Source organism: Ruicaihuangia caeni (assembly GCF_040536845.1).
GTDB lineage: Bacteria > Actinomycetota > Actinomycetes > Actinomycetales > Microbacteriaceae > Ruicaihuangia > Ruicaihuangia caeni.
The window spans coordinates 1,003,802-1,026,166 of record NZ_CP159582.1 but is presented as its reverse complement, the minus strand read 5'-3'; the positions used below and the strand labels follow the sequence as shown (position 1 = coordinate 1,026,166).

The following is a 22,365-nucleotide window of genomic DNA, read 5'->3' as shown; positions in this document are numbered from 1 at the left end:
CAGCATACGCGAACCGACGCCGCGCCCGCCCCGGCATCCGCCCCGCCCTCGTCCGCCACCGCGGTGCCCCCCGTCTTCCGCCGAGTAGCCTGGACGCATGACTGCGGCCCTGCGGCCGACCGGGGGCGGGCCCGCCACTCCGGCGATGCGCCAGGCCACCATGCTCGGGCGTATCGCACTAGTGCTGCCGGCCGGTATCGCACTCCTCGCCGGGCTCGATGCGGCGCTGCTGCTGCTCGGTCTGCCTGCGCCGATCACAACCGATCGGATGCAGCTGCTTCACGCGCCGCTCATGGTGTTCGGGTTCATCGGCACGCTCGTGATCCTTGAGCGAGCCGTGGCGGTGAAGCATTGGTGGGCGTTCAGTGCGCCGCTCCTCTCGGGGGCATCCGGCATCCTGCTGCTCACCGAAGCGCCCCTCGCGGTCGGCCAGACGGGCTTCGTGCTCGCCATGATCGCCTTGCTGTTCGTCTATGGCGCGGTGTGGCGCCGCCAGGCGAGCCGTGCGATCGCGGTGCAGGCGCTCGGCGCTGTCAACGGACTCGGCGCCGCTCTGCTCTGGCTCGGGGACGTCGGCATTCCACACCTCGCCCCGAGTATGGCCGCCTTCCTCGTGCTCACGATCGTGGGTGAACGCATCGAGCTCGCACGGATCTCACCCCGCATGAACTCGCGTGCCGAACGGCTCGGCCTGGCCGCCGCCGGCGTCGTCGCCGCCAGCGCGACGACCGCGCCCCTGTGGCCGGCTGCCGGATATCCACTGCTCGGTGCGGCCCTGGCCGCGCTCGTGGTGTGGCTCTTCGCGTACGACGTCGCGACGAGGCTCGTCCGCGCCACTGGCCTGCCTCGGTACGCAGCCTGGTGCCTGCTCGCTGGCTACGGCTGGCTCGCGGTCGCCGCCGGCATCTGGCTGCTCTCGGGCGACCCCACCGACGGTGTCGCCTATGACGCGGTGCTGCACGCGGTGTTCCTCGGGTTCGTGTTGTCGATGATCATGGCGCACGCGCCGATCATCCTGCCTGCTGTGCTGCGCCGGAAGCTGCCGTATCGGCCGATGTTCTACGTTCCCGTGCTGCTGCTGCACGCGTCGCTGTTGCTGCGGATCGCGGTGGGCGACGCCCGCGGCGTCCACGCGATGGTTCAGGTCGGCGGCGCGCTCAATGTCACGGCGGTGCTGCTGTTCGTCGTGCTCGCGGTCATCTCGGCGGTGCGCGGTGGGCGCATCATCAGCGCCGCCGCTCCCGCGCTCCGCCGCCCCGAATACACCGACCCGACCGCTGGCTCGGCCCCGACCCCGGCGACTACCGACGACTCGACCCCGGCCCACACGACCCCGACCGAGGAGCCAGCCCCGTGACCCGCCGCACCTGGTACACCGTGATGAACGCGCTCGTCGTCGCCTGGCTCATCGCCGCAGGCGTGATCGTCGTCGTTCACCGGTTCGTGCCCGCGGGCGCGTGGCTGATGATCCACCTCCTGCTGCTCGGTGCGATCAGCACCGCGATCCTCGTGTGGAGCCAGCACTTCGCCGACACCCTCACCCGCCGCCCGCCACCCGGTGGACGACCCTGGCACGCGGCACGGCTCGCCGCTCACACGCTGGGCGCAGCGCTCGTGGTCGCCGGAATGACCGCAGGGCAATCGCTGCTCGTGCTCATCGGCGGCGCGCTCGTCGCACTCAACGCGCTCGCACACGGCGCCACGCTCGCGCTCCAGACGCGCGGCGCATTGCCGGCTCGCTTCGCGCCCCTCGTGCGCTACTACGTCGCCGCGGCGGGGGTCTTCGTGCTCGGGGCCGCGCTCGGCGTGCTGCTTACGCAACTCGACCTCGACGACCGGCAGTGGGCGAGCTTCGTGCTCGCCCACCTCGCCGTGAACCTGCTCGGCTGGATCGGTCTGACAGTGCTCGGCACGGTCGTGCTGCTCTGGCCCACCGTGGTGCATACGCGCGTCACTCCTGGAACGGATGCCGCGGCGCGGCGCGCCTTGCCGATCCTTGTGCTCACGACGCTTGTCGCCGGCTCGGGGGCACTCACCGGCATCCTGCCGCTCGCCGCCGTCGGCGTGCTCGGCTACCTCGCCGGTGCCGGGATGCTGGTCGTCGAGTGGGCGCGGCAGGCGCGGAGCGCGCCACCCAGCTCGTACGCGTCGCTCAGCATCGGCGCCGCCGTCGGATGGCTCCTGGCGTGCGCGGCGGCGCTCGGCACCATCGTGGCGCTCACGCCCGAACCGTCAGACGCGCTGCGCTCGGTCCAATGGTTGATCGCGCCGTTCACGATCGGGTTCGCGGCGCAGGTGCTGCTGGGCGCCATGAGCCATCTGCTGCCTGTCGTGCTCGGCGGTGGCCCGGCCTCGGGTCGCATTGCTGCGAACGAACTCGATCGCGGCGCGCTGTACCGCGTGCTCACGACCAACGCGGGCATCGTCGTCTACCTGCTGCCGGTGCCGAGCTTGGTGAAGGTCGTCGTGTCGCTCGTCGTGTTCGGCGTGCTCGTGAGCTTCCTCGTGCTCGCGGTGCGGGCGCTCGCTGCCGCCCGGCGGCTGCGCACCGCCCCTGCCGCCGCCTCTTCCCCTCCCGCTTCTACCGGGATGCCGCGATCTGCAGCGAAAACGGGCGAAGCCCCGCAGATAGTGGCATTCCAACGAACGGGTCGAGAGGCGGATGCTGTCGCTCGCAACTCCATCACGGGATCCTCGGGCGTGGGCAGCCCTGGTGCGGGCACGCCGGTCGCCCGCACCCGCAGCGGCGCGGTCGTCGCGGCGATCGGCACGCTCGCGCTCGCTGTCATCGCTGGTATCGCCCTCGACCCGGCATCAGCAGGGCTCGGCGTGATCGACACCGCGGAGGTCACACCGACCGGCGAGACGACCACCGTCGAGGTGTCGATGAAGAACATGCGGTTCAACCCCGGCGAGATCGAGGTGCCGGCCGGCGACCGCCTCGTCATCGTGCTGACGAATGACGACGACACGATTCACGATCTCGTACTCGAGAACGGCGTCGACTCCGGGCGCGTGCAGGTCGGTGACACCGTCACGGTCGACGTCGGCATCATCGGGCAGGACCTCGACGCATGGTGCTCGGTAGCGGGCCACCGGCAGATGGGGATGGTCATGACCGTGATCGCCGTGGGCGCGGATGCCCGCGGCGTCTCGGTCGGCGACGGCTCAAGCGGCGACGGTTCGAGCAGCGGTGACTCCGACAGCCCCGACCACCAAGCTGGCCACGGTTCTTCCGGCGAACCAGGCGCCCGCAACGGCAACGAGGAGAGCGCTGCAGCCGACGTCGACCTCCGCGCCGAACCCGGCGACGACTTCGATCCCTACGACGCGCGCCTGGTGCCGACTCCGGCCGCGACGACGCACCGCGTCACGCTTCGCGCGACCGACGCGCTTCGTGAAGTGGCACCGGGCGTCACCCAGCGTCTGTGGACGTTCAACGGCACAGCCCCCGGCCCGGTGCTGCGCGGAAAGGTGGGCGACGCCTTCGAGATCACGCTCATCAACGACGGCACCATCGGCCACTCGGTCGACTTCCACGCGGGCCAGCTCGCACCGAACCGTGCGTTTCAGACCATCGACCCCGGTGAAGAGCTCACGTTCACGTTCACCGCCGAGCGCGCCGGCATCTGGCTCTACCATTGCGCGACCGACCCCATGTCGCTGCACATCGCGAATGGCATGTTCGGCGCGGTCATCATCGATCCGCCAGGGCTCGTACCTGTCGACCGCGAATACCTGCTTGTGCAGTCCGAGTTCTACCTCGGCCCGCAGAACGACATCGCCGACCCGACACGTATCGCCTCACAGCATCCGGATCTCGTGGCATTCAACGGGTACGCCGCTCAATACCGTCACGCACCGCTCGCAGCGAAGACCGCTGAACGCGTGCGTGTCTGGGTGCTCGACGCCGGGCCGAACCGTCCTAGTTCGTTCCACGTGATCGGCGCGCAGTTCGACACGGTGTTCGTCGAGGGCGACTACCTGCTCCGAAATGGCGGCAGCACGGGCGTCGGCGGCGCACAGGCGCTCGCGCTCATGTCGGCTCAAGGCGGCTTCGTCGAGATGACCTTCGCCGAAGCGGGCGAGTATCCCTTCGTCACCCACATCGTGTCGGATGCCGAGAAGGGCGCCGCGGGCCTGTTCCGCGTCACGCGCTGACCGCGCCCCACCCGCGCTGAGGACGGTGCGCGCGGGCGCTCGCCGCTGTCAGGCGTAGGGTGACGGCGTGGCGACGCGCATCTTCATCACCTCAGCAGAAGGACAAGCAGGCAAGTCGACGATCGCGATCGGCGTGATCGAGGCGCTCGCACGGAAAGTGCGGCGAGTGGGCGTCTTCCGGCCCGTCGCGCGCGCGACTCACGGCCGCGACTACGTGCTCGAGGCGCTCCTCGAGCACCAGACCGCCGGCCTCGGCTACGAGGACTGCGTCGGCGCGAGCTACGAAGACGTGCACAACGACCCGGATGCGGCGCTCGCCGGCATCCTTGCTCGCTTCGCTGCCATCGAGCACCGCTGCGATGCGATAGTGATCCTCGGCTCCGACTACACCGATGTGGCGGTTCCGACTGAGCTGTCGTTCAACGCGCGCGTGGCGGCGAACCTCGGCGCTCCCGTGCTGCTCGTACTGGGCGGGCGCGCCTCCGACGGCACGACCGCGCGCAGCGCTGAGCAGCTGCGTCAACTCGCCGAAGTCACGGAGCACGAGCTCGCAAGCCAGCACGCCGCGTTGCTCGCCGTGATCGTCAACCGTGCGGATGCCGAGCAACTCGACGCCATCGGCGAACGGGTGCGACAGACCCTCGGCGGCCAACGTTCCGGTGGCAGCGAGCCCGCGAGCGACGCCCACGTGTGGGTGATCCCGGAGGACCCCGTGCTCGTCGCGCCGACCGTGCGCTCGCTGTTCGAGGCGACCGAGAGCGAGCTGCTCTTCGGTGATCCCGCGCTGCTCGATGCTGAGGCGATGGGGTTCGTCGTCGCGGGCATGACCATGGAGAACGTCTTGAGCCGCCTCATCGAGCGGTCGGTGCTGGTGACGGCCGGTGACCGGGCCGATGTGCTCGTCGGAGCCATCATGTCGCAGACGTCGGGCGCGTTTCCTCAGCTCGCGGGCATCCTGCTGAACGGCGGGTTCCCGATTGCGCCGCAGATCGAGCGACTCGTCGCGGCATCCGGGGCACGCGTGCCGATCGCGCGCACGGAGCTCGGCACCTACGAGACCGCCAGGCGCCTGGCGACCACGAAGGGGCGCCTCGCGGCCGAGTCGCCGCGGAAGCACGAGCGAGCGGTGTCGCTGTTCGACGAGCACGTCGACGCGGCAGCACTGCTCGCGGCGCTCGATGTGACGGCATCCGATGTGGTGACCCCGCTCATGTTCGAACGCGGACTGATCGAACGCGCGCGGGCCGACCTGAAGCACATCGTGCTGCCGGAGGGCTCCGATGACCGCATTCTGCAGGCCGCCGAGCAGTTGGTGAGACGAGGCGTCGTGCGCCTGACGATCCTCGGCGACGATGCGGCGATCAGGGCGCGCGCCGCAGAGCTCGGGGTCGAACTCGGCGACACTGCGATCGTCAGCCCGTTCGATCCCGAGCTGCGGGAACGGTTCGCGGATGAGTACGCGAGGCTTCGCGTCCACAAGGGGATCAGCTCGGAACTCGCCACCGACACCGTCACCGACGTCTCGTACTTCGGCACGCTCATGGTGCAGCTCGGCCTCGCCGACGGCATGGTGTCTGGCGCCCAGCACACCACCGCGCACACGATCCGTCCGGCGTTCGAGATCATCAAGACCAAGCCGGGGGTCTCGGTCGTCTCCAGCGTCTTCCTGATGCTGCTCGCCGATCGTGTGCTCGTCTACGGTGACTGCGCGGTCATCCCCGACCCGACCGCGGAACAGCTCGCCGACATCGCGATCTCCTCCGCCGGTACCGCGGCGCAGTTCGGCATCGAGCCGCGCGTGGCGATGTTGAGCTACTCGACCGGAGACAGCGGCTCTGGTGCCGACGTCGACAAGGTGCGGGCGGCGACCGCCCTCGTGCGCGAGCGGAGGCCCGATCTGCTCGTCGAGGGGCCGATCCAGTACGACGCTGCCGCGGACCCCGAAGTCGCGGCCAAGAAGATGCCCGGCTCGGCGGTCGCCGGCCGTGCCACGGTCTTCGTGTTTCCCGATCTCAACACTGGCAACAACACCTACAAGGCGGTGCAGCGCTCGGCCGGAGCCGTGGCGATCGGACCGGTGCTGCAGGGACTCAAGAAGCCGATCAACGACCTCTCGCGAGGGGCGCTCGTGCGCGACATCGTGAACACGGTCGCGATCACCGCCATCCAGGCTCAATCGGGACTCGATGCGGATGCCGGGCCTCAGCCGTCGCAGGCCGACTCGGCGCCTGCGGCATCCGAAGCGCTCGAGTCTTCGGAGCTCAGCGCATGAGCACCGTCTTCGTCGTGAACTCCGGCTCCTCATCCATCAAGTACCAGCTGCTCGATCACGAGACCGGTGAGCGCCAGGCGAGCGGACTCATCGAGCGCATCGGCGAGCCGGGCTCGTTCATCGCGAATCACACCGAGGGCATGCAGCTCGTGCTCGAGGAGCTCGGAAGCGGGCGTGAGATCGCGGCGGTCGGGCACCGTGTGGTCCATGGCGGCAGCGCATTCGACGGGCCGACGCTCATCGACGACGGGGTGGAGGCCGAGATCGACCGGCTCGCCTCGCTCGCACCCCTCCACAACCCGGCGAACCTGCTCGGCATCCGAGCGGCACGAGCCGCGCTCCCCGGGGTGCCGCACGTCGCGGTCTTCGACACCGCGTTCCATCAGACGCTCCCGCCCGCGGCGTACACCTACGCGATCGATACGGAACTCGCCGCGCGGTATGACGTGCGACGGTACGGCTTCCACGGCACCTCGCACAAGTACGTGTCGGAGCAGGCGGCGGTGCTGCTCGGCCGCCCGCTCAACGAGCTTCGCACCATCGTGCTGCACCTCGGCAACGGCGCCTCCGTCACAGCGGTCTCAGGCGGACGGTCGATCGACACATCGATGGGCCTGACACCCCTCGAAGGCTTGGTGATGGGCACGCGATCGGGCGATATCGACCCGGGCGCGATCTTCCACATCGCCCGGCAGACCGGCATGGGCGTCGACGACCTCGACCGGCTGCTCAATCGCGAGAGCGGGCTGCTCGGCATGACCGGGTCGCGCGATATGCGAGACGTGCAAGACGCTGCGCTGCGATCGGATGCCGCCGCCGAGCTCGCGCTGCAGGTATGGCGTCACCGCATTCGGCACTACATCGGCGCGTACTACGCAGAGCTCGGCGGGCTCGACGCGCTCGTGTTCACGGCCGGCATCGGCGAGAACAATGCCCTGCTGCGCAGGCGTGCACTTCGCGGGCTCGAGCACCTCGGCATCCGCGTCGATGACGATCGGAACGAGCTGCAATCGGGCGAAGCCCGCCTCATCTCACCGGAGGGCGCACCCGTCAGCGTGATGGTCATCCCGACCAATGAGGAACTCGAGATCGCGCGGCAGGCGATCTCCCTCGTGGGTTGAACGTCACCCTCGTCGGCGTTCAGCTGTTCGTGCCTCACTCGGTCGTGTCGGTTAGACTCGTTCACGGCTCCTCGCGTGACGATATCCAGGCCAACTCCCCCAGGACGGAAACGTAGCAAGGGTAACCGGGCTCTGTCGGGTGCGCGAGGGGTCCCTTTCTTTTCCGCACTACCCCCTCTTGCGCGTCCTTCTGCGCACAGCCCGCGTCCTTCTGCGCACCGCCCGCCTCTCTCTACGCCTGGCCGCGCCCTGTCGCAGCCGTGCCCTCAGCCTCGGGCAGGGTTTCCCGCTCCGCGAGGTGAAGCAACCCTCGACGACGCAGGTATGCCTCGCAAGGCCCGCGCGAAGCGGGCGGCGAGTTCGCGGCTCCGGGCTCAGCACTCGGCGAAGAAAGCGAGCACCCGCGCCGCGACCCGCTCCGGCGCCTCGTCGGCGATGAAGTGGCCGACGCCGGGCACCTGCTCAATCGTCATCTCATCGGCGTGCGACTCGTATCCGCGCAGGAACGACGGCTGGATGCCGGCATCCTTCTCTCCGTTGAGCATGAGCGTCGGGGTCGTGAGCCGCTGCTGCCGGTAGGCGCCGCGAAGGATGCGGCTGAACTCGGGAAGCAAGAAGTCGCGGTACAGCTTCGACCCGTCGCGTGCTCGCCGCAGGTCGCGCAGCTGGGCGAGGAACACCTCCATGTCGGCATCGGTCCACGCGTCGGAGTCGACGACCGAACGGCGGTAGAGGTCGCGCAAGAACTGCTGGCGCCCGTGCCCGATGAGACGCGGGCCGAGCCACGGCGTCGCGATCGCGAGCTGGAACCAGGTGCGCCAGAGCCCCGTCAACGCTTTGCCGCTCATGCGGATGTAGGGGTGCCCAGTGCTCATCGGCACGTACTGGCGCACGCGCTGCGGATGCTGCAGGCACACCAGGAACCCGATGAGCCCCGACCAGTCGTGGGCCACGAGCCGCACCCGTTCGAGGCGGAGGGCGTCGAGCAGTGCGACCACATCGGCTGTGAGCTGTTCACGCGTGTAGCCCTCGCCGGGAGCATCGGTCATGCCGGCGCCGCGCAGATCGGGCGCGATGACGCGGTAGCGCTCGGCGAGCGGTGGGATGAGATGGCGCCATTCCCACCAGTGCTGGAAGAAGCCGTGCAGCAGCACGACAGGCTCGCCGTCGCCGGCTTCGGCGACGTGCATGGAGAGGCCGGGAAGTTCGAGGGTGCGGTGCTTCACGCCCGGGATCGTGAGCGCCACCGCTGCGCCGAGATCGGTCATGCGCTCAGGATACTACGTTCATAGTAGATGTGTACTATGCCTGTAGTGCACGGCAGCGTTCCTGTGAAGCACTGCCTCTGTCAGTGCAGCGCGGCGTCGACGGCGGCCTGGAGATGCGGCCTCGGATCGAGGCCCGGATCGACGGTGAGTCGGTGCAGCATGACGCCGTCGGAGACCGCACCGATCGTGCGGGCGCTCGTCACCGGGTCCTGAGCGCCGAGCGCGCGGAGCGTCGCCTCGGCACCTGCCAGCACATGCGCGCGTCCTCGCGCGAGCGTTTCGCGGAGGGTGTCGTTGTGGGCGGCCTCGACGAAGAGCGCGAACCGGGCGGTGGTGCGTGCACGTTCGGGCCCCGTGGCGACGAGGGCGAACGAGGTGAGGGCATCGACGAACTGCTCGGGAGTCTGCGGCATTCGCTCGCCGTGATCGTCGAGGCCGCTCCGGTCAGCCGCATCGAGCCATTCGACCACGCCCGCGAGCAGCGAGGCCCGCGTGCGGAACGAGTTCGAGGTCGACCCCTTGGGAAGCCCGGCGGCCTCGTCCACGCGCGCATGCGTGAGCGCTCGCACGCCTTGCGATCCGAGCACCTGCACCGCGGCCTCGAGCGCACGTGTGCGGTTCGAGAGAGTGGTCATGAGAGCCACCCTATGGCGCGTGTTCCCTGGTGCGCGTCGGGGAGCGGCGGCATCCGTCGCTGCGTTCTTCATCGGCATCCACCGGCGGCATCCGTTGTCAGTGGTGACGGCTACTCTTGTGCCGTGGTCACCGCCCTCTACCGTCGCTACCGTCCTGAGACGTTCGCCGAGCTCATCGGGCAGGCGCAGGTGACCGACCCGCTCCGCACTGCGCTGCGCACCGACCGGGTCAATCACGCCTACCTCTTCAGCGGTCCTCGCGGGTGCGGAAAGACCACCTCCGCTCGCATCCTGGCTCGCTGCCTGAACTGCGTCGAAGGCCCGACCGACGAGCCGTGCGGCGTCTGCCCGAGCTGCGTCGAGCTCTCTCGCGACGGTGGTGGCTCACTCGATGTCGTCGAGATCGACGCCGCCAGCCACGGCGGTGTCGAAGATGCGCGCGATCTTCGTGAACGCGCGATCTTCGCGCCCGCGCGCGACCGGTACAAGATCTTCATCATCGACGAAGCCCACATGGTGACCTCCGGCGGCTTCAACGCGCTCCTCAAGATCGTCGAAGAACCACCCGAGCACGTGAAGTTCATCTTCGCGACCACCGAGCCCGAGAAGGTCATCGGCACGATCCGCTCGCGCACGCACCACTACCCGTTCCGGCTCGTGCCGCCCGCTCAGATGCTCGAGTACATCGAAGGGCTCATCGCGAGCGAGGGGGTCACTGCGGCCGCCGGCGTGCTGCCCCTCGTGGTGCGCGCCGGAGGCGGATCGGTGCGCGACACGCTCTCGCTGCTCGACCAGCTCATCGCCGGCTCAGACGATACGTCGATCGACTATGAGCGCGCTGTCGCGCTGCTGGGCTACACACATGGTGCGCTGCTCGACGAGGTGATCGACGCGCTCGCCGCTCGAGACGCCTCGGCAGTGTTCGCCGCCATCGACCGTGTGATCCAGACCGGTCAAGATCCGCGCCGGTTCGTCGAAGACCTCCTTGAGCGCCTTCGCGATCTCATCGTCGTCGCTGCCACCGGCGAACGCGCGGCCTCAGTGCTCCGCGGCACCCCGCAAGACGAACTCGACACTCTGGCGCGGCAGGCCCCCGCGTTCGGCAACGCCGAGCTCTCACGCGCGGCCGACGTGGTGAACGCAGCGCTCACCGACATGGTGGGCGCGACGTCGCCACGGCTGCACCTCGAACTGATGGTCGCCCGGCTCCTCGTGCCGGCTGTCGGCGACGCCGAGCGCGGCGCCCTGGCAAGGGTTGAACGGCTCGAGCGCCGCATCGGGGTCGACGCCGGTCACGACGCTTCGGTCTCGCCGGCATCCTCGTCGCAGGCCCCTGCATGGGCTGCCGCTCGTGGCGATGCGCCCTCGAAGCGCGACACGCCGCCTGTCGGCGTTCCCGAGTCGATCGTGGCCGCTCCGGCTTCAGCTGCGCACGGTGTTTCGGCTGCCGACGCACCTGCCCCGGCAGCGAAGAACCCCGCTTCGACGGCGGATGCCGGTGTCGCGGCGCCGTCCACTGCTCCTGCGTCCGCCGCGATCGAGCCGCAACCCCACGTCTCGCCCGCCCGGGCTGCTGAGGCCGCTTGGGGAGTTCCCGGTGTCTCGGGTCGCAGTGACGATGCACCTCCGTCGATCCCGGTAGGCCCGGTGACCGTGCAGCAGGTGCGCGACACCTGGCCCCAGGTGCTCGAGCGCGTGCAGAAGGTGAAGCGCAGCGCGTGGGCGGTCGTGTTCAATGCTCAGCCTCGCGACCTCGTCGATGACGTGCTCACCTTGTCGTTCCCGAACCAGGCGGATGTCGACAGCTTCCGCAAGCCCGAGACTGCTGGAGAGGGTGTCAGCGAGATCCTGCGGCGAGCCATCTTCGATGCGCTCGGTGTGCGGGTGAAGTTCCTCGCTCGCGTCGTGTCCGGGGCGAGTGACGCGCCGCGCGGCGCAGGTGCTCCTCCTTCGAGTCAGGCGCGACGCCCATCGGCTTCAGCGGCTGGGGCTGGAACCGGTGCGGCTCCGGCTTCCGCCGACGCCGGTGCTGCTACGGCCGCGGCTGCGGCCACCAAGCCGCGTGCCGCCGGGAGTCCCGAGGGTTCCCGGAGCGTTGCCGCGCCGCCTTCGCAGGCGGCAGAGCGGCCGGCGGTGGGCCCTGCTCAGCAGGACTCCGGGTCGAAGGCACGCAACGATCGAGGTCCGGCTGCTTCGTCTGCTGACGCCCGCTCGCGCGGTGGCGCTTCATCGGCGGCTACCGGAGCTCCAGCTGCGGCGAGACCTGCGGCCCGAGGGCGCTCAGTGACCCCTCCTGCACAGCCAGAGAGCATCCCGTTCTCAGAAGACGACGTGCCCCCGCCCGACGACTACCCCGACATCGAGCCACCCACCCCTGAGGAGCCGGCGTCGCTCTCATGGGATGTCGCACCGATTCCAGGTTCCGTTCCTTCGCCCGTGAGTCCGCCCTCGGAGTCCGCGGGCGCTCCCGCCACGCAGGCCGCTTCGGGCGGCGGGGGAGCGGTGAGCGAGGAGCCGCGCTCCAACGCGGCATCCGCCGCTGCGTCATCCGCGGCCGCGTCATCCTCAGCGTCCTCGTCCACAGCGACCTCATCCACAGCGTCCTCATCCGCAGCGCGGGCTGCCTCTGCGTCGTCACGCGGGCAACGCTCACCGGCGACGGTCGATTCGCCGGCCCGAGCGGCCAACGGCCGCGAACGCTACGGCGAGGCGGTCGTGCGCGAGGTGCTGGGCGCCCGCTTCATCGAGGAGCAGCCCTTGCCCTCAGCATCGCCGAGCGCTTCCACCTTCTCGCCGAACGGCGGGTACTGATCCGTGTACGAGGGAATCGTTCAGGAACTGATCGACGAGCTCGGCCGACTTCCGGGCATCGGCCCCAAGTCGGCGCAGCGCATCGCGTTCCACATTCTGCAGACCGAGAGCGTCGACGTGAGCCGGCTCGCCGAACTGCTCACCCAGATCAAGGAGCGCGTGCGCTTCTGCGAGATCTGCGGCAACGTCTCTGAAGAAGACACCTGCACGATCTGCCGCGACCCGCGGCGCAACGCGCAGACAATCTGCGTGGTCGAAGAGGCGAAAGACGTCGTCGCGATCGAGCGCACACGCGAGTTCCGAGGGCTCTACCACGTGCTCGGCGGCGCCATCAGCCCGATCGACGGCATCGGTCCAGACGACCTGCGCATCAAGCAACTGCTGCAGCGCCTCGCCGACGGCACCGTCACCGAGGTCATCATCGCGACCGATCCGAACCTCGAGGGCGAGGCGACCGCCACGTATCTCACGCGCATGCTGCAACAGCCCGGCCTGCGCGTCACCCGCCTCGCATCGGGACTGCCCGTGGGCGGCGACCTCGAGTACGCCGACGAGGTGACCCTCGGTCGCGCCTTCGAGGGACGGCGCGTCGTCGAGTAGGTCGACCCGCACCATCCCGCGGGTCGGAGCGGCAGAGCGCCATCCGAGCGCTGCGTAGAATGGGGCCACCGCTTCGAGGTCGTCCGGTCCGCGCCCGAAGGATCGTGCAACCGGCGGTTTCAGCATCCGTCGCAATCACCACGCACTCAGACGTGCCACAGCCCCCAGGAGTAACGCCCGTGAGCTTGATCGTGCAGAAGTACGGCGGATCGTCGGTTGCGGATGCCGAGAGCATCAAGCGGGTCGCGAAGCGCATCGTCGAGACGCGCCGCGCCGGCAATGACGTCGTGGTGGTGGTCAGCGCCATGGGCGACACCACTGACGAGCTGCTCGATCTGGCGGGCGAGGTCACCCCGTTCCCCGAACCCCGTGAGCTCGACATGCTGCTCACGGCGGGCGAGCGCATCAGCATGGCACTGCTCGCCATGACCATCAAGGGCATGGGTATGGACGCCCGGAGCTTCACGGGCAGCCAAGCGGGCATGATCACCGACTCGCAGCACGGTGCGGCTCGCATCGTCGACGTGACGCCGGTGCGGTTGCGAGAGGCGCTCGACGAGGGCTCCATCGTCATCGTCGCCGGCTTCCAGGGCTTCAACCGCGACTCGCGTGACATCACCACGCTCGGCCGTGGCGGAAGCGACACGAGCGCCGTCGCGCTCGCGGCCGCCCTCGACGCCGACATGTGCGAGATCTACACCGACGTCGACGGCGTCTTCACCGCCGACCCGCGAGTGGTGAAGAAGGCCACCAAGATCGACCGGATCACCGCGGAGGAGATGCTCGAGCTCGCAGCGGCCGGCTCGAAGGTGCTGCACCTGCGGGCCGTCGAGTTCGCCCGGCGACACGGAGTCACGCTCCACGTGCGGTCGTCGTTCAACAACAGCGAGGGCACCCTCGTCGTCAACCCGCAAGAGGGAGAGAACGTGGAAGAGGCAATCATCGCCGGCGTCGCAGCCGACCTGAGCGAGGCGAAGATCACCGTGGTCGGCGTGCCGGATATTCCGGGCAAGGCCGCCCAGATCTTCACGATCCTGGGCAAGGCGGGCGCCAATATCGACATGATCGTGCAGAACGTGTCGGCGGCCGAGACGGGCCTCACCGACATCTCGTTCACGCTGCCCAAGGCGCAGGGCCCGTCGGCGCTGCAGGCGCTTCGTGCCGAGAAGGATGCGGTCGGCTTCGACACGCTGCAATACGACGACCAGATCGGCAAGCTCGCCGTGGTCGGTGCGGGCATGCGGTCGAACGCGGGTGTCTCGGCGCAGCTGTTCCAGGCGCTGTCGGATGCCGGCATCAACATCGAGATGATCTCCACCAGCGAGATCCGCATCTCGGTCGTCACGCGCGCTGACACGATCAACGATGCTGTGCGTGTGGTGCACACGGCCTTCGGCCTCGACGGCGACCAGGATGCTGTCGTCTACGCCGGCACAGGACGCTGACCGCCGCGCGACACCACCCGGCGGCGCTGTCGCGAGGGTTTCGTGCATGTGCGCGGGTTTGAACCCTCGCAACTGCATCAAACCCGCGCAGCAACCTGACTGGCCCAGGCCTAGGTCGACGCTGTCGCGAGGGTTTGGTGCACGTGCGCGGGTTTGAACCCTCGCGACTGCACCGAACCCTCGCAGCAAGCTGACGGGCGCAAGGCCCAGGCCGCCCAGGCCTAGGACAGGCCAGGCCCAGGCCCACGCCAGGCGCCGTCGCGAGGGTTTGGTGCACGTGCGCGGGTCTGAACCCTCGCGACTGCACCAAACCCGCGCAGCAAGGCGGGCCGCCAGGGGGCAAGGCCCGTCGCGGCCCCCGCGCGCCGAGTGGCGCAACATTCACCGCGATCCCAGCGGCATCCGGGAGACTAGTCATCGACATGCGCGCGGACTGGGCGCGCTAGACCACCAGCAAGGAGAAACAGTGGCAGAGGGACTCAACGTCGGCGTCGTAGGCGCAACCGGCCAGGTCGGCACGGTGATGCGCGGCCTGCTCGAACAGCGCGAGTTCCCGATTGCCGGCATCCGCTTCTTCGCCACTGCCCGCAGCGCCGGCAAGACGCTGTCGTTCCGCGGCGAAGACATCGTGGTCGAAGACATCGAGACGGCTGACCCCAGCGGGCTCGACATCGCACTGTTCAGCGCTGGAGGCGCCGCGAGCCGGGCCCAGGCGCCCCGGTTCGCAGCCGCCGGCGTCACCGTCATCGACAACTCGAGCGCGTGGCGGATGGACCCGGAGGTGCCGCTCGTCGTCAGCGAGGTGAACCCGCAGGCGATCGACGAGGCGCCCAAGGGCATCATCGCGAACCCCAACTGCACCACCATGGCCGCGATGCCCGTGCTCAAGGCGCTGAGCGACGAGGCAGGGCTCGAGCGCCTCATCGTCACCACCTTCCAGGCCGTGTCGGGCAGTGGGCTGGCCGGTGCCGAAGAACTCGTCAGCCAGGTGCGCGCGGTCATCGACCAGAACGTTGAAGGCCTCGTGCAAGACGGACGCGCGGTCGAGTTCCCCGAGCCCAAGACGTACGTGCGCCCCATCGCGTTCGATGTCGTGCCCCTGGCGGGTTCGATCGTCGATGACGGACTTCACGAGACCGACGAGGAGAAGAAGCTCCGCAACGAGAGCCGCAAGATCCTCGACCTGCCCGAACTGCTGGTGAGCGGCACGTGCGTGCGCGTCCCGGTGTTCACGGGCCACTCGCTCTCGGTGAACGCCGAGTTCGCCGAGCCGCTCTCGGTCGAGCGCGCGCAGGAACTGTTGAAGGATGCCCCGGGCGTGCAGTTGACCGATGTGCCGACGCCGCTCGAGGCCGCCGGCAGCGACCCGTCGTATGTCGGCCGCATCCGCCAGGACCCGGGCGTGCCCGGGGGTCGCGGACTCGCGCTCTTCATCTCGAACGACAACCTGCGCAAGGGGGCGGCCCTGAACGCCGTGCAGATCGCCGAGTTGATCGCGGCCAAGCGCCTGGCCCCCACCGCGTAGACCGCGCTGGGGCACTTCTGAGCGCCGATAGGATGGTCGGGTGACAAAACCCATCGACGTCGCGCTCATCGGTGGTGGCATCATGAGTGCCACGCTGGGAGCGATCATCAAGCAGCTGGAACCCAGCTGGACCATCCAGATCTTCGAGACCCTGAGCGAGCCGGCTCGCGAGAGCTCCAACGCATGGAACAACGCGGGCACGGGCCACTCCGCGCTCTGCGAGCTCAACTACACGCCGCAGCTCGAGGACGGCACGATCGAGACCGCGAAGGCGATCACGATCAACGAGCAGTTCCAAGTGTCGCGTCAGTTCTGGTCGTTCCTGGTGAGTGAAGGGTTGTTGCCCGATCCGTCGGCGTTCATCAACCCGGTGCCGCACATGAGCTTCGTCTGGGGCGAAGACAACGTCGAGTACCTTCGCAAGCGCTACGAGGCTCTGAAGGGCCACCCGCTCTTCAACACGATGGAGTTCAGCGACGACCCGCGGGTCATCCACGAGTGGGCTCCCCTGCTGATGCCCGGGCGCGCCAAGAGCCAGCCGATCGCGGCCACCCGCGTCGTGCAGGGCACTGACGTCGACTTCGGCGCCCTGACGCGCTACCTGCTCGACTATCTCGTGGCCGGCGGCGCCGCCATCAACACCGAGGAGCGCGTCACCTCGCTCAAGCGCACCCGCGAAGGCCTGTGGAAGATCCGCACCCGGCACGAGGTCGGCCGCGCCCCTGAGTACTACACCGCGCGCTTCGTCTTCGTGGGCGCCGGCGGTCACGCCTTGCCGCTGCTGCAGAAGAGCGGCATCCCCGAGATCAAGGGTTTCGCGGGCTTCCCCATCAGCGGTCAGTTCCTGCGCACCGACAACCCCGACATCGTCGCTCGTCACGACGCCAAGGTGTACGGAAAAGCCGCTGTCGGCGCCCCGCCGATGTCGGTCCCCCACCTCGACACGCGAGTCGTCGACGGCGAGAAGAGCCTGATGTTCGGGCCGTACGCCGGGTTCAGCCCGAAGTTCCTCAAGCGCGGTTCCTGGGGCGACCTCTTCTCGACGATCCGCCCGCACAACCTCCTGCCGATGATCCAGGTCGGGCTCTCGAACTTCGATCTGGTCAAGTACCTCGTCGGCGAACTCCTCGCCGGGCGCAACAAGCGTCTCGCCGCACTGCGCGAGTACTACCCCGACGCCGACGGCGACGACTGGTACCTCATCACCGCCGGACAGCGGGTGCAGGTCATCAAGAAGGATGCCGAGGGCAAGGGTGTGCTGCAGTTCGGCACCGAGGTGATCGCCGCACAAGACGGCTCCATCGCCGGCCTGCTCGGCGCCTCACCGGGCGCCTCGACTGCTGTGCCGATCATGCTGCAGTTGCTCGAGCGGTGTTTCCCCGATCGCGCTGACGCGTGGCAGCCGAAGATCAAGGCGATGGTCCCGAGCTACGGCAAGCGACTCAGTGACAACAAGGCCAACACGACTCGCACGCTGAACCGCACAGCGAAGGCATTGCAGCTGGCGTAGCCGCCCCGGAACGCCGCTCGCGCCGCCCGCCATACGGGGTCGGCGTGGCGATTTGTGCCAGAAACGGCCCGCTCGGCGAGCCGTCGGATCACCTGTCGGTCCGCCGTCATGGCGAGCCGGCTGAATCGAGCCGATTGCGGCTTCACGCCCGCGAAATCGGGCGTCCTGATGACGGTGCGCGCTGGCATAATGCGAACTGGCTGGCGTACCGCGTCGGCCTGAGCCGATCACGGCTCGTGGGTACGCCGGTTGGAGACGCATGAGCCTGGGTCTGCCGCAGCACCTCGCGATGCGCAGCCTGAGTGAAGCGATCGCATTCGCGAGTCACGTCGCAGCCGCCGTGTCCCTCACGATCGCGGCGTTGGCGCCCATGTTGATGCAGCTGAGTTCGCCCGACCTCATCATCTGGCCGGCCGCAGCCGCAACCGTTCCCGCGATTGCCCTGCTCGGCCTGCTCGTGCGCAGTCGTTCGACCGCGGCCACGCTGTTGTTCTTGATCGTCGGCGGCGCGGCGTCGTTCTGGTACGCCGTGACGCTCAGCTCTCAGCTGCCGCAGCTCGGCGGAAACGCTGCGATCTATGTGCTCTTCATCGCCGCCCTCACCTGCAACGCGGGCCCTGCGAAGACATTCGGCGTCGGCGTGATGTGGAGCACGGCCGGCTTCGTCATCGGCGTCGCCAGCGTATTCCTCGGCACCGCCTTCACCGGCGTCGACGAGGGCGTGCACCCGGTATCCGTGATGCTGTTCCTCTTCCTGCTGCCGGCGCTGGCTCGTGCCGCGTTCGGCGGGGGCCGTGCAGAGTCCCTTCGGCGCCATCTGTATGGCGCACTCAAGCACGACAGAGTCGACGGCATCCGCTTGGAGGCCGAGCGCGAGGCAGCGGCCCTGCTCCATGACACTGTGCTCGGCCATCTGGCTGCCCTGGCCCGCATGCCCGACGGCCCCCTCGACGCTCGCTTGCGCACCGCGATCGAGCGCGACCTGCGGCGGCTGGTCGGCGGTGAGTGGTTGCTGGAAGCGACGACCGCGGAGCTCTCGATCGCAATCGATACGCCGTTTCAGGATGCCGTGACCAGGTCGAGGCTCGATGGACTCGACGTCGCGCTGACCGGCGACGTCCATGCGATCGCTCGCCTCGACGAGACGCGTGGGTCGGCGCTGGCGCGTGCGGTGGAGCAGTGCCTGTCGAATGTTCGACGTCACTCTGGAACGAACCGGGCTGAGGTGGCGGTGCTCGAAGGTGAAGGCGAGCTCACCGTCGTGATCGTCGACGCCGGCACGGGCTTCGACCCCGACTCGATCGCGGATGACCGCCTGGGCGTGCGCGAGTCGATCCTGGGGCGCATGGAACGGGCAGGCGGTGCCGCGCGAATCTGGTCGACGCCCGGTCACGGCACCTCGGTGCTGCTGTCGCTGCCGCTCGACGATAAGCCATTCGCCGCAAGCGCGAGCGCGACCGCGAGGGCGAGCGCGAACCGGAGCGCGAACGCGAGCACCCGTGCGACTGTGACCGCCACCGCGGCCACAGTCTGCGAGGACCCTGCATGAGGGCATCCGGCGACACTCTGCAGGGCCTCGATCGTGCGAGCATGTTCGGAGCGGCTCCCGTCGTGCGTGTGCTCGCACTGGCCCTGATCGCCTACCCCGCAGTCGTGATGGCGGCGCAGGCCACGCTCTACCGCTATCCGCAGTTCGCGATCTGGGCGGTGGGAACCTTCGCCATCTCGGGAGTGGTGCTGATCTGGGCGTCGAGTCCGTTGCGCTTGCATTACCCCCGCGGCGCGTTCGTCGTGACCATGACCCTCGGAGTCGCGGCGCACATTCTCGAATCGGCTGCGATGGTGCAGGGCGACCCAACTGCGGTGAAGCATGCGTCGACGGTGGTGCTCGCCACGCTGCTCCTGGCTCAGAGCGGGTACTGCACCCCCCGGCAACTCCTCGTCGCGACCGCGACGGTGACCGCTGCCGTGTGGGTGACCTTCGCGGCCTTCGGAACGCTGTCTGCGACGCCCCCCTTGGTGGCTCCGTTGATGTTCAGCGCACCCGTGCTGGTGTTCGGCACCGCGGCGGCCGCGTTCGCCACCGTCGCCATAGCCGCGCGCCGGGAGTGGGAATCGACCGCCCCACAAAGGGCAGGCGTCGACAGTGACGAGTTGGCGCGGGGAGTCGCGCGAGCAGTGCAGCAAGATCACGTCACGCTGCTCAATCGCGAAGTGACCCCGCTGTTTCAGCGAGCGCTGCAGCTCGGCGAGGTAGACGAGCAGTTGCGAGCCGCAGCTGCAGAGCGCTCGCGTCTGCTCAGAGACGTGATGGTCGCAGAATCCAATCGCACCTGGTTGCAAGCAGCCGTCGGGCAGTGCGGCGCAGTGAGCGATCCCGACCGCCTGGCCATCGGCCTCGAGCCGGAGAAGCGGGCGGCGGTGCGTGCACTGATCGGCCAGATCGGCCGGCATCCGCAATTGGTCGACGGATCGCTGCGCATCGCGCTCTCCTCAGGTGCGAACGGCGACTCGGATGTCGTCGACTGCAGCATCGAATTCTCACTCGATCAGACCGTGCCATTGGCGGCTTCCCGGCTCACGCCGTACTACGGCATGCTGCGCGCGCTGTTCGACCGCTTCGACTACGGCACGGACGGTCCTGCGCGGTGGCTAAAATTCAGCTATGCACGATGAGCCGGCTTCCCCAGACGCCGCCTCGTCCATGGTCGGCCGCGATCGTCGATGGCGTCTCGCGCTCCTCGACGACCATGAGGTGCTGCTCGATAGCCTCCGCACCTGGATAGACGCCAACGCGCCCGACTTCGAGGTCGTCTTGTGCGCCCGAACGTGGATCGAATTGGTGCGCAGCCCGCAGTTCCCGACCGATATCGTCTTCCTCGACTTCCAGTTGCAAGAGCCGGTGTCGATCGAGGCACGCGTTCGCACCTGTCGTGCGGCCGGCGCCGCAGTGGTCGTGCTCACCAGCCTCGACACCGATGACGCTCGCCAGCGAGCGCTGAACGCGGGAGCGGCCGGGTTCGTATCGAAGGCCGAATCGATGCCTCAGGTGATGGATGCGGCCCGCACCGCTATGGGCGTGGCGCTCGACACGGTGCTGCAGCACGACTGGCGCCCGCTCCCTTCTGGGGCGGTGGCGCCAGTGCGGCCGAGTCTCAGCCAGGGCGAGGAGACCGCACTGCGGCTCTACGCGAGCGGCCTCAGCACGTCGCAGGTCGCCGAGCGCATGGACGTGAAGTACGAGACTGCGAAGACCTACCTGCGCCGGGTGCGCGAGAAGTACGCACGTGTCGACCGACCCGCCGGACGGAAGTCGGAACTCATGCGGAGAGCAGCCGAAGACGGGTACCTGCGCTAGTGGCGAAGCTGTATTTCAGGTACGGCGCCATGAACAGCGGCAAGAGCACCGCTCTCCTGCAAGCGGCGTACAACTACGAGGAGCGCGGTCAGAGGGTGCTGCTCGCTAAGCCGGTCATCGACACGCGCGGCGACGCGTCGATCGTGTCGAGGCTCGGGATGGTGCGCGAAGCCGATTTCGTCATCGGCGCCGACGAGCACTTGCGCAGCCGGTTCGCCGATGAGCGCGATCAGCTGCAGTTGCGCACCGGGCAGGATGCCGCCTGCTTGCTCGTGGATGAGGCGCAGTTTCTCACCGTCGAGCAGGTCGACGACCTGTTGCGGATCGCCGTGCTCGACGACGTTCCCGTGCTGGCCTACGGCATCCGGACCGACTTCCAGACGCGCGCGTTCGAGGGAAGCGGCCGACTGCTCGAAGTGGCCCACTCGCTCGAAGAGCTCAAGACCATCTGCCGGTGCGGGCGGAAGGCGATCTTCAACGGTCGCAAGATCAACGGCGAGTTCGTGTTCTCAGGCGACCAGGTTGCGATCGACGGCGACCATGTGACCTATGAGTCGCTGTGCGCCTCGTGCTATCTGCAGGAGAGCAATGGGGTGCTCGAACCATGACCGCCCTCCGCAGGGTACCCATCTCGGTGCTCGACCTCGCCCTGAAGCCGGCCGGCGGCACCCATTCCGATGCCGTGCATGGCACAGTCGCGCTCGCCGCCGCCGCTGAACGGCTCGGCTACGAGCGGTTCTGGGTCGCCGAGCACCACGGCATGCGCGCCATCGCCTCCAGTTCGCCGCCGGTGCTCATCGCCGCGATCGCGGCTCGCACAGAGCGCATCCGCGTCGGCAGCGGGGGAGTCATGCTCCCGAACCATGCCCCGCTCGTGGTCGCCGAGCAGTTCGGTACCTTGAGGGCGCTCTACGGCGACCGCATCGACCTCGGGATCGGGCGAGCGCCGGGAAGCGACCAGCAGACGAGCCGCGCGCTGCGCCGAGACCGCTTCGGGGCAGACGCGTTCCCGAGCGAACTCATGGAGCTCATCTCGTACTTCGATGACACGGCTCCGGTTCCCGCTGTGCCTGGCGCTGGCGATCGCCCGCAGGTCTGGCTGCTGGGCTCGAGCGGGTACAGCGCGCAGGCGGCCGGCCAACTCGGGCTGCCCTTTGCCTTCGCGCATCACTTCTCGAGCGAGAACACCGAGGCCGCCCTCGGGATGTATCGCAGCAACTTCCGCGCGAGTGAGTACCTCGACAGCCCGTACGCCGCGATCGCCGTGCAAGTCGTCTCTGACGAAGACGTCGAGGTGGTGCGTTCGCAAACCCTTCCCGGACTCTTGCGCTTCATCAAGCAACGGCAAGGCCAGAACCCTGAGCCGTTGAGCATCGAAGAAGCGCTCGCCCATGAGCTCACGCAGTTCGAAGAGCTCTTCATCGAGGAACGGCTCCAGCGTCAGGCTGTCGGCACGGCCGAGCAGGTGCGAGCTGCGATCGCCGAGCTGCTCGACTCGACGGCTGCTGACGAGCTCATCGTGGTGCCAGCGGCAGCCGAACTTCGCTATCGTGAGCGAACGCTGGAAATCGTGCGTGAGCTCATGGATGCGGCGGAGCATTGACTCCGGAGCGCATTGACTCCGGAGCGCTGGGTGCAACAGCGGTGAGGTGATCGTGG

16 protein-coding genes and 1 other RNA gene are annotated in these 22,365 nt (G+C 68.6%); 15 read left to right on the top strand and 2 right to left on the bottom strand.

Annotated features, from left to right (window positions below; genetic code table 11):
* Positions 1-97: 97 nt before the first annotated feature.
* From ABV606_RS04665 to ffs, 5 genes are all read left to right on the top strand, one after another.
* Positions 98-1,357 (top strand): hypothetical protein, encoded by a 1,260-nt coding sequence (locus ABV606_RS04665; RefSeq protein WP_353988545.1) that lies wholly within the window; start codon positions 98-100, stop codon positions 1,355-1,357.
* Entirely contained in the window at positions 1,354-4,161 is a 2,808-nt protein-coding gene (locus tag ABV606_RS04660) for a multicopper oxidase domain-containing protein (protein ID WP_353988544.1), read from the top strand. The genes ABV606_RS04665 and ABV606_RS04660 overlap by 4 nt, the downstream gene beginning before the upstream one ends.
* 67 nt (positions 4,162-4,228) lie before the next feature.
* The gene (gene pta / locus ABV606_RS04655; protein WP_353988543.1) at positions 4,229-6,433 is read left to right on the top strand and encodes a phosphate acetyltransferase; all 2,205 of its coding nucleotides are present in this window, start codon (positions 4,229-4,231) and stop codon (positions 6,431-6,433) included.
* Positions 6,430-7,554: an acetate/propionate family kinase gene (locus ABV606_RS04650; RefSeq protein ID WP_353988542.1), complete on the top strand. Its 1,125-nt coding sequence runs from the start codon at positions 6,430-6,432 to the stop codon at positions 7,552-7,554. Before pta ends, ABV606_RS04650 begins: the two co-directional genes overlap by 4 nt.
* 62 nt (positions 7,555-7,616) lie before the next feature.
* An RNA gene (ffs, locus tag ABV606_RS04645) (signal recognition particle sRNA small type) lies at positions 7,617-7,713 on the top strand.
* 215 nt (positions 7,714-7,928) lie between these two features.
* Here ffs and ABV606_RS04640 read toward each other — a convergent pair.
* Positions 7,929-8,822, bottom strand: coding sequence for an alpha/beta fold hydrolase (locus ABV606_RS04640; protein ID WP_353988541.1), 894 nt, complete (start codon positions 8,820-8,822; stop codon positions 7,929-7,931).
* Positions 8,823-8,902: 80 nt separating this feature from the next.
* Entirely contained in the window at positions 8,903-9,457 is a 555-nt protein-coding gene (locus ABV606_RS04635; RefSeq protein ID WP_353988540.1) for a TetR/AcrR family transcriptional regulator, read from the bottom strand.
* A 123-nt stretch (positions 9,458-9,580) separates the two neighbouring features.
* Here ABV606_RS04635 and ABV606_RS04630 point away from each other — a divergent pair, with 123 nt between their 5' ends.
* The 10 genes from ABV606_RS04630 to ABV606_RS04585 all read left to right on the top strand — a co-directional run bounded on the left by ABV606_RS04630 (position 9,581) and on the right by ABV606_RS04585 (position 22,309).
* A complete protein-coding gene (locus ABV606_RS04630; RefSeq protein WP_353988539.1) occupies positions 9,581-12,268 on the top strand; it encodes a DNA polymerase III subunit gamma and tau in 2,688 nt (895 codons plus the stop codon).
* A gap of 3 nt (positions 12,269-12,271) precedes the next feature.
* Positions 12,272-12,868, top strand: a complete 597-nt coding sequence (recR, locus tag ABV606_RS04625) for a recombination mediator RecR (RefSeq protein ID WP_281488615.1) — start codon at positions 12,272-12,274, stop codon at positions 12,866-12,868.
* 179 nt (positions 12,869-13,047) lie between these two features.
* Positions 13,048-14,313, top strand: a complete 1,266-nt coding sequence (locus ABV606_RS04620) for an aspartate kinase (RefSeq protein WP_281488614.1) — start codon at positions 13,048-13,050, stop codon at positions 14,311-14,313.
* A gap of 466 nt (positions 14,314-14,779) precedes the next feature.
* Complete coding sequence (locus ABV606_RS04615) at positions 14,780-15,838, top strand: aspartate-semialdehyde dehydrogenase (protein WP_281488613.1); 1,059 nt, start codon at positions 14,780-14,782, stop codon at positions 15,836-15,838.
* Between the two features lie 82 nt (positions 15,839-15,920).
* Complete coding sequence (locus tag ABV606_RS04610) at positions 15,921-17,348, top strand: malate:quinone oxidoreductase (protein WP_422785373.1); 1,428 nt, start codon at positions 15,921-15,923, stop codon at positions 17,346-17,348.
* Positions 17,349-17,607: 259 nt separating this feature from the next.
* Entirely contained in the window at positions 17,608-18,897 is a 1,290-nt protein-coding gene (locus ABV606_RS04605) for a sensor histidine kinase (protein WP_353988538.1), read from the top strand.
* Positions 18,894-20,024 carry a hypothetical protein gene (locus tag ABV606_RS04600; protein WP_353988537.1) on the top strand — a complete coding sequence of 377 codons (1,131 nt, stop codon included), beginning with the start codon at positions 18,894-18,896 and terminating at the stop codon, positions 20,022-20,024. The genes ABV606_RS04605 and ABV606_RS04600 overlap by 4 nt, the downstream gene beginning before the upstream one ends.
* Positions 20,014-20,706, top strand: a complete 693-nt coding sequence (locus tag ABV606_RS04595; RefSeq protein ID WP_281488609.1) for a response regulator transcription factor — start codon at positions 20,014-20,016, stop codon at positions 20,704-20,706. The genes ABV606_RS04600 and ABV606_RS04595 overlap by 11 nt, the downstream gene beginning before the upstream one ends.
* Positions 20,706-21,314: a thymidine kinase gene (locus ABV606_RS04590; protein ID WP_353988536.1), complete on the top strand. Its 609-nt coding sequence runs from the start codon at positions 20,706-20,708 to the stop codon at positions 21,312-21,314. Before ABV606_RS04595 ends, ABV606_RS04590 begins: the two co-directional genes overlap by 1 nt.
* Entirely contained in the window at positions 21,311-22,309 is a 999-nt protein-coding gene (locus ABV606_RS04585) for an LLM class flavin-dependent oxidoreductase (RefSeq protein WP_353988535.1), read from the top strand. Before ABV606_RS04590 ends, ABV606_RS04585 begins: the two co-directional genes overlap by 4 nt.
* Positions 22,310-22,365: the final 56 nt, after the last annotated feature.